The organism is Massilia sp. Root351 (genome assembly GCF_001425045.1).
Taxonomy (GTDB): Bacteria; Pseudomonadota; Gammaproteobacteria; order Burkholderiales; family Burkholderiaceae_D; genus Rugamonas.
Map to the genome: position 1 here is coordinate 348,267 of NZ_LMDJ01000003.1, position 14,093 is coordinate 362,359.

At 63.4% G+C, this 14,093-nt stretch carries 10 protein-coding genes; 8 read left to right on the forward strand and 2 right to left on the reverse strand.

From position 1 onward, the window contains the following. Positions 1-384: 384 nt before the first annotated feature. Entirely contained in the window at positions 385-2,664 is a 2,280-nt protein-coding gene (locus ASD15_RS07920; protein ID WP_057154272.1) for a diguanylate cyclase domain-containing protein, read from the reverse strand. Between the two features lie 379 nt (positions 2,665-3,043). On the opposite strand from ASD15_RS07920, the gene ASD15_RS07925 reads away from it, so the two are divergent. The 8 genes from ASD15_RS07925 to ASD15_RS07960 all read left to right on the forward strand — a co-directional run bounded on the left by ASD15_RS07925 (position 3,044) and on the right by ASD15_RS07960 (position 12,747). Next, positions 3,044-4,081, forward strand: coding sequence for a nitronate monooxygenase family protein (locus ASD15_RS07925; protein WP_057154273.1), 1,038 nt, complete (start codon positions 3,044-3,046; stop codon positions 4,079-4,081). 27 nt (positions 4,082-4,108) lie between these two features. After that, positions 4,109-5,740, forward strand: a complete 1,632-nt coding sequence (locus ASD15_RS07930; RefSeq protein ID WP_057154274.1) for a GMC family oxidoreductase — start codon at positions 4,109-4,111, stop codon at positions 5,738-5,740. Positions 5,741-5,892: 152 nt separating this feature from the next. After that, positions 5,893-6,663, forward strand: a complete 771-nt coding sequence (locus ASD15_RS07935; protein WP_057154275.1) for an ABC transporter ATP-binding protein — start codon at positions 5,893-5,895, stop codon at positions 6,661-6,663. Then, positions 6,663-7,370, forward strand: coding sequence for an ABC transporter ATP-binding protein (locus tag ASD15_RS07940; protein WP_057154276.1), 708 nt, complete (start codon positions 6,663-6,665; stop codon positions 7,368-7,370). The genes ASD15_RS07935 and ASD15_RS07940 overlap by 1 nt, the downstream gene beginning before the upstream one ends. 44 nt (positions 7,371-7,414) lie before the next feature. Continuing rightward, a complete protein-coding gene (locus ASD15_RS07945) occupies positions 7,415-8,623 on the forward strand; it encodes an ABC transporter substrate-binding protein (RefSeq protein ID WP_057154277.1) in 1,209 nt (402 codons plus the stop codon). 85 nt (positions 8,624-8,708) lie between these two features. Further along, positions 8,709-9,593 (forward strand): branched-chain amino acid ABC transporter permease, encoded by an 885-nt coding sequence (locus ASD15_RS07950; protein ID WP_057154278.1) that lies wholly within the window; start codon positions 8,709-8,711, stop codon positions 9,591-9,593. Positions 9,594-9,605: 12 nt separating this feature from the next. Next, entirely contained in the window at positions 9,606-10,577 is a 972-nt protein-coding gene (locus ASD15_RS07955) for a branched-chain amino acid ABC transporter permease (protein WP_057154279.1), read from the forward strand. A 94-nt stretch (positions 10,578-10,671) separates the two neighbouring features. Further along, on the forward strand, positions 10,672-12,747 hold the full coding sequence (locus tag ASD15_RS07960; protein ID WP_057154280.1) for a 3-hydroxybutyrate oligomer hydrolase family protein: 2,076 nt from the start codon (positions 10,672-10,674) through the stop codon (positions 12,745-12,747). A 67-nt stretch (positions 12,748-12,814) separates the two neighbouring features. Here ASD15_RS07960 and ASD15_RS07965 read toward each other — a convergent pair whose 3' ends face one another. Further along, positions 12,815-13,981, reverse strand: a complete 1,167-nt coding sequence (locus tag ASD15_RS07965) for an iron-containing alcohol dehydrogenase (RefSeq protein ID WP_057154281.1) — start codon at positions 13,979-13,981, stop codon at positions 12,815-12,817. Positions 13,982-14,093: the final 112 nt, after the last annotated feature.

Genomic DNA, 14,093 nt, shown 5'->3' on the forward strand with positions numbered 1-14,093 from the left:
ATCTACGCAGGACGACTTCTGGACAAGATTTTCACTGTGCAGAAGTGGCTGGTTTACGCACAAGTCATCCTGTGGATATGCATGAGGTTATCCACATTACGTGTTTTTCGCAGTTTTTTGTCCTGCAGTCCCTTGCATGCAAATCAGCGGCTTCTTTAGTTTGTTAACTAAGGCTTTTATATAAAATGATAGTAATAGTAAACGTCCTCTTCGCTGTGGATAACTACGTTAACTGCTTAAAAAACAGGGATTTGGAGAAAAGATAAGGTGCTGGACAAGGCTTGTACCAGTGCAGGGGTAAAACTTGGACAAATGTTGAGCGCCGGACTTTCCACTTCCTTACTCACATCTCATCCTGTGGATATCCATGGACTTATCAACAGGCTAGCTGCTTGCGTAGTAGTGGTAGCGGTTGCGCCCCTGCTGTTTGGCTGAATACATGGCCTGGTCGGCCTGTTTGAGCAGGGTTTCCGGGTCCACCGCGTCTTCCGGATACAAGGCAATGCCGATGCTGGCGGATATGTGGACGATTTGCGGCCCCAATTTGAAGGGCGTAGCGAGGTTCTCGAGGATGTCCCGGGCAATGCGCTGCACGTCGGTGCTGTCCTTGAGCTCGCCAAGGATGACGGTGAACTCGTCACCGCCCAGCCGGGACACGGTGTCGGTGCCGCGCACGCAGTGGCTGAGCCGGTCCGCCACTTCTTTGAGCAGGACGTCGCCCATGGAATGGCCCAGGCTGTCGTTGACGGCCTTAAATCCGTCCAAGTCGATGAAAACCAGCGCCATTGGCAAGGCGGCGCGGTCGGACTTCTTCATTTCCAGCCGCATGCGCTCCTGGAACATGCGCCGGTTCGGCAATCCGGTCAGGGCGTCGAAGTTGGCCTGGCGCCAGATCAGTTCTTCGGTGGCTTTTCGCTTGGTGATGTCGCAGAACAGCGCCACGCGCCGGTAGGCCTGGCCGCGCTCGTCGAACACGGCGTTGAAGCGCAGCGATACCAGGTAGTGCTCACCTTGCTTGTTCTGGTGCCAGACTTCGCCTTCCCATTCTCCGGTCTGGCGCAGCGCGTGCTGCATCTTGCGGAAAAATTCCTGGTCCTGCCGGCCGGAGGTCAGTTCGTAGGCCCAGTGGCCCTTCACTTCGTCTTCGCTATAGCCGCTGAGGCGGGAAAAGGCCGGATTGACCGACAGGATCTTACCGTCGGCGTCCGTCACCATCATGCCTTCGCTGCTGTTCTGGTACATCAGGCTGGCCAGCTTCATGGTTTCGTCGGTGGCGCGCCGGGCGGTGATGTCTTCGGCCATGACGAACAGGCCGCGTACTTGTCCGTTTGCATCGTAATCGGGCACATAGGTGATACCGTCCCAGCGCTGGCCGTGCCGGGTCTGGATCGGACGCTCGAAATGGACCACCTGGCCGGCCATGGCACGCTGCAGGTGCGGCTGGGACAAGGCGTAGGCAGCCGGACCCACGATTTCTTCCACTTTGCGCCCCAGCGCCGCCTGCGGCCCGATTTCAAACACTTCATCGAAACGGCGGTTGGTGAAGGTGTAGCGTTCCTGGCGGTCGATGTAGGTGATCAGGATGGGCAGATTGTCGGCGATCAGGCGCAGTCGTTGCTCGCTGGCCGACAGTTTGGCTTCCATTTCGCGGCTCGATTCGTACAGCTGGCGGTAGCGCAGCTCGCGTTCTTCCAGTTTTGCATAGGATTTGAGCGCAAACATGCCGCTGAGCAGTATCAGCAACAGCAGCAGGGCCAGGCCGCCGCCGGCGACGATGAAGGTGGGGCTGGCGAACCAGACCGCATCCTTGTCGGTTCCGCCGACAACTATGATGAGCGGCAAATTGTTCAGTGCACGGTAGCTGAACAGGCGGGACACTTTGTCCACCTGGCTGGGCGTGCGGAAGGTGCCGATCAGGCTGTCTTTCAGGCTCGCAAACAACACGCCGCTGGACAGGTCCAGGTTGTAGGCCTCTTCGAACAGCGGCGCGCGCGCGATGATGCGGCCGTTGCGGTGCACCAGGGTGATGGAGACGTCGTCCGTGATCCGGGAATTCTCGAAGACGGCGGCGAACCGCGTGGCATCCAGCGGGGCGACGATGACGCCGAGGAAGCGGCCGTCGCTGCTTTCCACTCTGCGGCTGAGGTAAAACAATTTTTTCTTCGATACTTTCCCCAGCGTGGGGCCGCCAATGAAGAGCTGGTGCGGCGATGCGCTGTCCTGGTGGAACTGGAAATAGTCGCGGTCGCTGTAGTCGACGCCGTTAATGGGCAGATGGTTGGAGGTGGCGACGCCTTTGCCGTTGGCGTCGATAAAGCTGATCCAGAAATCGTGCGTGAAGGAGCTGCTGCGCGAGGAAAGCAGGGCGGCGATGGACTCTGCCGAACTGTTGGGCGGCAAGACCTTGATGGCATTGGAAAAACCGATCAGCGACAGGTCGGCAAACTGGATCGCGTACAGCACATGGGCTTCCATGGCGCGCGCGAAGTGCTGGGTTTGCCGGCGCAAGCCGGCTTCCCGGTCCAGATAGGCGGTGTGCAGTTGCCAGGCGACTATGCCGATGGCGATCAGCGCCATGGTCAGCAAGCCGGACAACAAGCGCTGGCGAAAGCGCAGGTAGGCTTTGGAGCGGACGATTTCCGTTTTTTTGCGCTGTATGGCCACGGCAACTCCGGCTTCCGGCTGAGTGATCGCTGCCATTTCAGTATAGGGGAAAGGCCAAGCTGGCGAGAATCAAATTTTTCAAGAAGCCAACATTCGCAGTGGCTTTCGTTGCGGAAGTGACGCAGCGTCGGCCTTTGGTTTACTTTAAAGCTGTGTATACAAAATAATAGTAGTTGTTAACGTCGCCACTTTTCTGTGGATAACCGGGTTAACTGGATTAGAATCAGTCGTTTGCGTCTTGTACAAGGCGGCGCGTAAACGGTGTACGGCGAAAGGACTGTATCTGGACAATTTTTGGCGTCCAGGTTTAGCTTTTGCTTACTCACAAATCATGCCTGTGGATATCCAGATAGTTATCAACAGGCCTCAGGAGGCTGTTATGGAGTTGCTGTCCCTGTTTTCCCATCCCATCATCCAGGGGCCGACTGCCGGCGGCGGCAATACGCCCGAGCAGGTTGCGGCCGTATCGAACGCCGGCGCGCTGGGCTCGCTGGCCGCTTCGCTGCTGTCGCCGGACACGCTGCGCAGCCAGGTGGCGGCCATCCGCGCCCTGACGGCGCAGCCTTTCTTGCTCAATTTCTTTGTCCAGGGAACGCCCACGCCGTCCGCAGCGGATCTGGCGCGCGCCAAGGAACTGCTGAAGCCGGTTTACGAGGAACTGGGCTGGGACCAGTTGCCGACGCCTGCCAAGTGGTGCGAGGATTTCGCCGCGCAGTTTGAAACGCTGCTGGAACTGCGTCCCGCCGTGGCCAGTTTTACTTTCGATATCCTGACGCCGGCCCAGGTCGCGCGGCTGCATGCCGCTGGCATTGCCGTGGTGGGTACGGTGACCACCATCGCCGAGGCGCTGGCCTGGCAGGCGGCGGGTGCGGACGCGGTGGTGGCGTCGGGAGTGGAAGCGGGCGGCCATCGCGGCACCTTCATCGGCGCGCAGAAGGACGCCACACTGACCACCTTCGAGCTGCTGCCGGCGGTGGTGGCGGCGGTGCGGATACCGGTGATCGCGGCCGGCGGCATCATGGACGGCAAGGATATCCGGCGCGCGCTGGCGGCCGGCGCCAAAGCGGTGCAAATGGGCACGGCTTTCCTGGTGACCAATGAATCCGGCATCCACCCGGCGTACAAGCAGGCTTTGCTGACGGCCGGCGCGCGCCCGACCCGGCAGACGCGCGCGTTTTCCGGCCGCTATGCGCGCGGCCTGGAGAACCGTTTCATGCAGATGATGGCGGAGGTGGAACTGGAAGTGCCAGCCTATCCGGTGCAGAACGCGCTGACCGGCAGCATCCGCGCGGAGGCGGCGCGGCGCGGCGACACGGAGTGGATGTCGCTGTGGTGCGGCAGCAGCGTGGACCGGGCGCGCGGCATGCCGGCGGCCCGGCTGGTGGAAACGCTGGTGAAGGAAATGCAAGCAGTCTGACTTAGCCCTAGGCGCAAGGAGTGGATTTTGGAATCTGCAGGACAGTTCGACTACATCATCATCGGCGCCGGCACTGCCGGCTGTGTTCTCGCCAACCGCCTTACGCGCGATAAAAACGTGCAAGTGCTGCTGATCGAGGCGGGCGGCAAGGACGATTATCTGTGGATCCATATCCCGGTGGGCTATCTGCATTGCATCAACAATCCCCGCACCGACTGGCTGTACCGCACCGAGGCCGATCCCGGCCTGGGCGGGCGCAGCCTGATTTATCCGCGCGGCAAAGTATTGGGCGGCAGTTCCTCGATCAACGGCATGATTTATATGCGCGGCCAGGCCGGCGACTACGACCGCTGGGCCGAGGAATGCGGCGACGACAGCTGGCGCTGGGACGCGGTGCTGCCGTTGTTCCGCCAGAGCGAGGACCATCACGGCGGCGCCAGCGATTTCCACGGCGCGGGCGGCGAGTGGCGGGTGGAAAAGCAGCGCCTGTCCTGGCAGATCCTGGATGCTTTCCGCGACGCGGCCGACCAGACCGGCATTCCCAAAGTGGACGATTTCAACCGCGGCGACAACCTGGGCTGCGCCTATTTCGAGGTGAACCAGAAGCGCGGCATCCGCTGGAACACGGCCAAGGCGTTCTTGAAGCTGGCCACCACGCGCCCCAACCTGACCCTGATGACCGGCTGCCACGTGGAAAAGCTGCTGGTGGAGCAGGGCGAGCAGGGGCCCGTCTGCTCCGGCGTGGCGTTCACCGGGGGCGGCACGCGCTGGCAGGCGCAGGCCACGCGCGAAACCATCCTGGCGGCCGGCTCGGTCGGCTCGCCGCAGTTGCTGCAGCTGTCGGGCATCGGGCCGGCGGGTATGCTGCGCGATCTCGGCATCACACCGGTGGCGGACCTGCCCGGCGTGGGCGCCAATCTGCAGGACCATCTGCAACTGCGCATGGTGTTCAAGGTGAACGGCGTGAAGACGCTGAATGTATTGGCCAGCAACTGGTTCGGCAAGATGCGCATCGGCATGGAGTACGCGATGTTCCAGAGCGGACCGATGTCGATGGCGCCGTCGCAACTGGGCGCGTTCGCCCGCTCGGACCCCGGCCAGGCCACGCCGAACCTGCAATACCACGTGCAGCCGCTGTCGCTGGAGAAGTTCGGCGATCCGCTGCATGCTTTCCCGGCCTTCACTGCCAGCGTGTGCAATCTGCGCCCCACGTCGCGCGGCCATATTCGCATCGCCAGCGCGGATTCCTATGCGCCGCCCAAGATTACGCCGATGTATCTGAGCACGCCGGAGGACCGCCAGGTGGCGGCCAACGCGCTGAAGCTGACGCGCCGCATCGCCGCCGCTCCCGCGCTGGCCAGGTATTCGCCGCAGGAATTCAAGCCGGGGCCGGCGTTCCAGACCGACGAGGAACTGGCGGCGGCGGCCAGTGCCATCGGCACCACCATCTTCCACCCGGTGGGCACTTGCCGCATGGGGCGAAAAAACGACACTTCCGCTGTGGTCGACAGCGCATTGCGCGTGCGCGGTGTAGCTGGACTACGGGTGGTGGACGCCTCGGTGATGCCCTTTATAACGTCCGGGAATACCAACTCCCCGACCATCATGATTGCCGAGAAAGCCGCGCAGATCATACGTTCTACCTGGAAAGACTCCTGATCCTTGCGCCATACTTTGAGCCAGATCAAACTGCCCAGTTTGTAGCCAAACTTGCTATCTTGATGGTATTTATACTGTATTGTTCACGATTTTTTTTGTGTGTATGATCGGTTGAAAATTTGGCAGTTTATAAAGAATAACCAGGAGATACGATGTCAAACTTCATCTTGGAAACAAGAAATTTGACCAAGGAATTCAAGGGTTTCACTGCTGTTAACGACGTGAATCTGAAGGTCCAGCGCGGCCACATTCACGCCTTGATCGGCCCCAACGGCGCCGGCAAGACCACCTGCTTCAACCTGCTGACCAAGTTCCTGGTGCCGACCTCGGGCCAGATCCTGTTCAACGGCAATGACATCACGGCCGCCAGGCCTGCGCACATCGCGCGCATGGGCGTGATCCGTTCCTTCCAGATTTCCGCCGTATTTCCCCACCTTACCGTCTTGCAGAACGTGCGCATCGGCCTGCAGCGCCAGCTGGGCACCACGTTCCATTTCTGGCAGAGCGAACGCTCGCTGAACCAGCTGAACGCGCGCGCCATGCAATTGCTGGCCGAGGTGGACCTGACCGAATTCGCCGACACCGTCACGGTGGACATGCCTTACGGCCGCAAGCGCGCGCTGGAGATCGCCACCACCCTGGCGATGGAGCCGGAGCTGATGCTGCTGGACGAGCCCACCCAGGGCATGGGCCACGAGGACGTGCACCGGGTAACCGAGCTGATCAAGAAGGTATCGGCCGGCCGCACCATTTTGATGGTGGAACACAATATGAACGTGGTATCTGGTATTTGCGACAAGATTTCGGTGCTGCAGCGCGGCGCCATGCTGGCCGAGGGGAGCTATGCCGAGGTATCGAAGAACCCGCAAGTGATGGAAGCGTACATGGGCACCGAGGCAAGCGAACTGGTGGGGGCGCACTGATGGCGGCCGCACTGGAAATCAGCAATCTGCAGGCGTGGTACGGCGAATCGCATATCCTGCACAACGTGAACATCACGGTGCAGCCGGGCGAAGTGGTGACCTTGCTGGGCCGTAACGGCGCTGGCCGCACCACCACCCTGCGGGCCATCATGGGCCTGACCGGCGCGCGCAAGGGTTCCATCAAGGTGAACGGCGTGGAAGCCATCGATTTGCCGACGCACAAAGTGGCTCACCTCGGCATCGGTTACTGTCCCGAAGAGCGCGGCATTTTCGCCTCGCTGTCGACCGAGGAAAACCTGCTGCTGCCGCCGCAGCTGGCCACCGGCGAGAAGGGCATGCCGGTCGAGGAGATCTACGCCATGTTCCCCAACCTGGAGGAGCGCAAGCACAGCCAGGGCACCCGGCTGTCGGGCGGCGAGCAGCAGATGCTGGCGGTGGCGCGCATCCTGCGCACCGGCGCGCGCCTGCTGCTGCTGGACGAGATTTCCGAAGGCCTGGCGCCGGTCATCGTGCAGGGCCTAGCGCGCATGATCACCACCCTGAAAGCGAAGGGCTACACCATCGTCATGGTGGAACAGAATTTCCGCTTCGCCGCTCCGTTGGCGGACCGGTTTTACGTGATGGAGCATGGTCAGATTGTCGAGACTTTTGCTGCATCCGAGTTGAGCGCAAAGATGCCAGTGTTGACCGAACTGCTCGGCGTCTGATTTTTACCGTACCACTACAAAACCCTTAGGACGGAGACAAAAATATGAAACTCAAAACTATCGCCACCGCAACCGCAGCAGCGTGCGCCCTGGGCCTGGCCTGCGGCGCGCAAGCACAGGTGTCCGGCGACACCATCAAGATCGGCTTCATCACCGACATGTCCGGCCTGTACTCCGACATCGACGGCCTGGGTGGCGCGGAAGCGATCAAGATGGCGATCGCCGATGCCGGCGTGGTCATCGCCGGCAAGAAAGTTGAATTCATCTCCGCCGACCACCAGAACAAGGCCGACATCGCCGCCTCAAAGGCGCGCGAATGGTTCGACCAGCAGGGCGTGGACCTGCTGATCGGCGGCACCAACTCGGGCGCCAACCTGGCCATGGCCAAGGTGGCGGGCGAGAAGAAAAAGATCTTCATTTCGATCGGCGCCGGCTCGGCCCGCCTGACCAACGAGGAATGCACGCCTTACACCGTGCACTACGCCTACGACACCGTGGCGCTGGCGCGCGGCACCGGCGGCGCCATCGCCAAGCAGGGCGGCAAGAACTGGTACTTCATGACCGCCGACTACGCTTTCGGCCAGTCGCTGGAGAAAGACACGTCGGACGTGGTGAAAGCGGCCGGCGGCAAGGTGCTGGGCAGCGTCAAGCATCCGCTGTCGGCGTCGGACTTTTCCTCCTTCCTGCTGCAGGCGCAGTCGTCTGGCGCGCAGATCCTGGGCCTGGCCAACGCCGGCGGCGACGCCATCAACTCGATCAAGGCGGCCAACGAGTTCGGCATCACCAAGAAGATGAAGCTGGCCGGCCTGCTGATCTTCATTAACGACGTGCACTCGCTGGGCCTGAACACCACCCAGGGCATGTACCTGACCGACGGCTGGTACTGGGACCTGAACCCGGACACCCGCGCCTGGTCCAAGCGCTACTTCGAGAAGATGAAGAAGGAGCCGTCGATGCTGCAGGCAGCCGACTACTCGGCCACCGCCAACTACCTGAAGGCCGTGAAGGCGGTCGGCACGGATGATTCGGACAAGGTGATGGCGCACCTGAAGAAGACCCCGATCAACGACATGTTCGCCAAGGGCGGCGTGATCCGCCAGGACGGCCGCATGGTGCACGATATGTACCTGATGGAAGTGAAGAAGCCGGCGGACTCGAAATATCCTTGGGACTACTACAAGGTGGTGGCCACCATACCCGGCGACCAGGCGTATGTGACCAAGGCCGAAACCAAGTGCGCGCTCTGGAAATAACTTAGCTGCACCCGCGCCGCCCCCCGCAGGGGGCGGCATGTCTCTACCACATCACCGGTCCCGGTGATTTTTTATCTCGCGAGCCATGGCTATAACCGATATTCCCCTGTCCGCGTGGATGAGCCAGCTGTTGCTGGGACTCGTCAACGGTTCCTTTTATGCCATGCTGTCGCTCGGCCTGGCCGTGATCTTCGGCCTGCTGAACGTCATCAATTTCTCCCACGGCGCGCTGTACATGATGGGCGCTTTCCTGGCCTGGATGGGCATGACGTATTTCGGCCTGAACTACTGGGCCATGCTGGCGCTGGCTCCCATCGTGGTCGGGCTGTTCGGCATCGTCATAGAAAAGACCATGCTGCGCTGGCTCTACAAGCTGGACCACCTGTACGGCCTGCTGCTCACCTTCGGCATCACGCTGGTGGTGGAGGGCGTGTTCCGCTCCTTCTACGGCGTGTCCGGCCAGCCGTTCGAGACGCCGGCGCTGCTGCAGGGGGCCACCGACCTCGGCTTCATGTTCCTGCCCAATTACCGCGCCTTCGTGGTGGCGGCCTCGCTCGCGGTCTGCCTGCTGACCTGGTACGTGATCGAGAAAACCAAGCTCGGCTCCTACCTGCGCGCCGGCACCGAGAATCCCAAGCTGGTGGAAGCGTTCGGCATCAACGTGCCGCTGATGGTCACCCTGACCTACGGCTTCGGCGTGGCGCTGGCGGGCTTCGCCGGCGTGCTGGCCGCGCCCATCATCCAGGTTTCGCCGCTGATGGGCTCCAACCTGATCATCGTGGTGTTCGCGGTGGTGGTGATCGGCGGCATGGGTTCCATCATGGGCTCCATCCTGACCGGCCTGGCGCTGGGCGTGATCGAGGGCCTGACCCGCGTGCTCTATCCGGAGGGATCGTCCGTGGTGGTGTTCGTGGTGATGGTCATCGTGCTGCTGCTGCGTCCCGCCGGCCTGTTCGGCAAAGAGAAATAAGAGGAAGCATCCATGAATAAAAACATAGGCTATGCCATCGCTTTTGCCATCGCGCTGGCCGCACCCTTCGTCGGCTATCCGGTATTCCTGATGAAGCTGCTGTGCTTCTCGCTGTTCGCTTGCGCCTTCAACCTGCTGATCGGCTTTACCGGCCTGCTGTCCTTCGGCCACGCGGCCTTCTTCGGCGGCGCCGGCTACGTGGCCGGCTACGTGCTGCGCGACCTGGGCTGGCCGTTCGAGCTGGGCCTGCTGGCCGGCGTGGCGGCCGCCGCGCTGATCGGCCTGGTGATGGGCGGCCTGGCGATCCGCCGCCAGGGCATCTATTTCTCGATGATCACGCTGGCGCTGGCGCAGATGGTGTACTTCGGCGCGCTGCGCGCCCCGTTCACCGGCGGCGAGGACGGCCTGCAGGGCGTTCCACGTGGAAAACTGCTGGGCACGGTCGAGCTGGCCAACGACACCGTGCTGTACTTCATCGTGCTGGCCATCTGCGTGGCCGGTTTCGCGCTGATCGTGCGCACCGTGCATTCGCCGTTCGGCCAGGTGCTCAAAGCCATCAAGGAGAACGAGCCGCGCGCCATCTCGCTGGGCTACGACGTCGACAAGTACAAGCTGATGGCCTTCGTGCTGTCGGCCGCGCTGGCCGGCCTGGCCGGCGCCACCAAGACCGTGGTGCTGGGCTTTGAAACCCTGACCGACGTGCACTGGACCATGTCCGGCCTGGTGATCCTGATGACGCTGGTGGGCGGGATGGGCACGCTGGCCGGCCCGATGCTGGGCGCCGTCATCATCATCCTGCTGGAGAACAAGCTGGGCGACATCGGCACCTTGCTCGCCAGCCTGACTGGCGTGGAGTGGTTCAACACGCTGGGCGAAGCGGTCAGCATGGTCACCGGCCTGATCTTCGTGGCCTGCGTGCTGCTGTTCCGGCGCGGAATAATAGGGGAGATGGTGGCGCGCTTCGGTCACAAGAAGCCAGCCTGAACAAGCAAGAACGCCGGACTCGTCCGGCGTTTTTTTTCACTTCTTATTTACAACCAACACAACCACCACAACCAACTGCAAGCATGGAGGAGACATGAACAAGAACAACATCCGCATGGCCAGGCTCACCGCAATGGCCGCCGCCGTGGCCACCCTCGCTTCCTGCGGCGACAGCAACAACGCGCCGGAAGAACTGAACGTGCTGCCGTCCTACCTGGGCACGGTCACCAGCACCAGCTACGACGGCAATTCGGACGACTTGCTGACGGCGGGCCTGGGCCGCACCGGCCTGGCCGCCGCCGCCGCGCCTGCGTATGCCGACCCGCTCAAGCCGACCGCCGCCGAACTGCGCCGCAACGCCATCTATGCCAACTACCGCGCCGTGCTCGACATTAACGCCAACAGCGGCTACGGCACCATGTACGGCCCCAACGTGAACGCGGCCGGCGTGGCCGGCAGCGGCGAGGGCAAGGTGGCGGGCACCGAATACGTGGCCTATGCGGACGACGGCACCGGCAAGCAGAACGTGACCCTGCTGGTGCAGGTGCCGGCCACCTTCGACCCGGTCAACCCCTGCATCGTCACCGGCACCTCCAGCGGCTCGCGCGGCATCTACGGCGCCATCGGCAGCGCAGGGGAGTGGGGCCTGAAGAACAACTGCGCCGTGGCCTACGCCGACAAGGGCAGCGGGACTGGTCTCTACACCTTTGAGGACGACAGCGTGAACCTGCAGAACGGCCAGCGCGCCACCCGCGCCGCGGCCGGCAAGAACGCCAACTTTGCGCCGGCCATCAGCGAGGCCGAGCGCACCGCGTTCGCCGCCGCCAACCCTGGCCGGGTCGCCTTCAAGCATGCGCACTCGCAGCTGAACCCGGAAAAGGATTGGGGCAAGCTCACGCTGCAGGCGGTGGAGTTCGCCTACTACGTGCTGAACGAACGCTATGGCCAGCTGGCGGCCGACGGCAAAAGCCACCTGGTGCGGCTGACGCCGAAGAACAGCGTGGCGATCGCCTCCAGCATCTCCAACGGCGCCGGCGCGGCCCTGCTTGCTGCAGAGCAGGACACCAAGGGCCTTATCAGCGCCGTGGCGGCCACCGAGCCGCAAATCCAGCCCAGGACAGCCACCGGCTACTCCGTGCGCCTTGGCGGCGCTTCTGTGCCTTCCCAGGGCAAGCCGCTGTTCGACTACTCGACCTTTGCCGCGCTGTACCAGCCTTGCCTGGCCGAAGTGGCCGCTGGCGGGCGCTGCAGCGCGCTGGCCGCCAAGGGCCTGCTGACCGGCAGCAGCCTGGCCGAGCAGCAGAACGACGCCCGCGCGCGCCTGAAGGCTTACGGCTGGACGCCGGAGGCCGAAGTCCTGCAGGCGGCCCACGCCGGCACCAACATCCTGGTGGCCGTGACCTACGCCTACGCCTACGGCAAGTTCAGCGTGCTCGACAAGGTATGCGGCTTCAGCTTCGCCGGCGTGGACGCCAGCGGCGCGCCGGCGCCGATGGCGGCCGCCGTCAAGGCGTCCAGCTTCGCCAGCCAGAACGGCATCATCGGCAGCGTGATCTATGAAAACTCGGTAGGGGGCGCCAAGGCCTACAACCTGGGCGTGTCGCCGTCGACCAATGCGGCCGACCAGTCGCTGGACGGCTTCCTGTGCCTGCGTTCGCTGGCCACGGGGACGAATCCGGTCACCGGCGCCGCGCTCAGCGGCACGCTGGCCGAGCAGAGCGCCCGGGTGAAAGCCGGCATCGGCGAAGTGCTGGCAAGCGGCAACCTGAAGGGCAAGCCGGCCATCATCGTGTCCGGCCGCAGCGACGCGCTGATTCCGGTCAACCATGCGGCGCGTGCCTACCTGGGCCTGAACGCCAGCGTGGAGGGCAGTGCCAGCAAGCTGCGCTACATCGAGGTGACCAACGCCAACCACTTCGACTCGTTCAGCAATGCGCTGCCGACGGCGGTGGTGCCGCTGCACGTGTACCTGTTCCGCGCACTGGACGCGGTGTACGCCAACCTGCGCAACCCGGCCGGTGCGCCGCTGCCGCCGTCGCAGCTGGTGCGCACCACCACGCGCGCCAGCAACGCGGTGCCGATCACGGTCGCCAACCTGCCGCCAATTGCCGCCTCGGCCGGCGCCAACGCCATCACCGTCACCAGCACCACGGTGGACGTGCCCAACTAAGCCTGCCGGCCGCCTCTCGCCTGCGAACGCAGGTGGGGGGCGATTGGCGACAATAAACCACAAGGCATCACAATGCTGCGGCGTAGATGGCGCGCGCGTCGGCGCGGGTCAGTTCGCGCGGGTTATTGCCCAGCAAACGTGTCTGCAGCATGGCGTCGTCGGCCAGCCGGTCCAGGTCGCTTTCCGCGATGCCGACCTGCTGCAGCGTGCGCTCTATCCCCGACATCACAGCGATCTGCTGCATTGCAACAACCAGCGCTTCCGCCCTCGCCTCCACCGATCCCGCCGCATGCGGTACCACGATGCCGGCCAGCTCGGCATACAGCGGCGCCGCCGCCGGCGCGTTAAAGCGCAGCACGTGCGGCAGCACCAGCGAGTTCGACAGGCCGTGCGGCACGTGGAAAATGCCGCCGATCGGATACGCCAGCGCGTGCACCGCTGCCACCGGCGCGTTGGAGAAGGCCTGCCCCGCCAGCATGGCGCCCAGCAGCATGGCCTGGCGCGCGGCCAGGTTCCTGCCGTTCTCGCAGGCCGGGATCAGATTGCGCGACAGCAGCCCCAGCGCCTGGCGCGCCAGCATGTCCGACAGCGGATTCTTTTTATGACGGCTGGTGTAGGCCTCGATCGCATGCACCATGGCGTCGATGCCGGTGGCCGCGGTCACCATGGGCGGCAAGCCCATGGTCAGCTCGGCGTCCAGGATGGCCAGGTCCGCATACAGTTGCGGCGCCACCACGCCCATCTTGGTGGTTTCGCCGGTGGTCACGATGGCGATGTTGGTGACTTCGGAGCCGGTGCCGGCGGTGGTGGGAATCTGCACCAGCGGCAGGCGCGCGCCCTTCACGTTGCCGATGCCGTAGATCGCCGACAGCGGCTGCTCGCTTGCCGCCAGCACGGCAATCAGCTTGGCCACGTCCATTGAGCTGCCGCCGCCGAGGCCGATGACCACGTCGGCGCCATGCTCGCGCGCGGCAGCCACGGCAGCCAGCACGATGTGCTCCGGCGGGTCGGCCACCACGTCCGAATAGATTTTCACGTGGAACCCTGCCGCCGCCAGGCTGTCGGCCGGCGCCTGCACCAGTCCGGTTTTCAGGAAGCCGGGATCGGTCACCAGCAGCGCGCGCTGCGCCGACGGGAAGCGGGAGCGCACATGCTCCCCCAGTTTCCGGGCCGCGCCCAGTTCAGAAACGATGTGGGCAACGGTGCTGAAAGCGAAAGCAGGGAAGTCATTCATGGCGAGGTCGGCTAGTAGCTGGCGTGGAATGTTGGCATTCCAGCTTACACCAAAACCTGGCGAGCTGAGCCGCATTCGCCCCACTTCGGGGTCTGACCCCGGATCGGGGGTA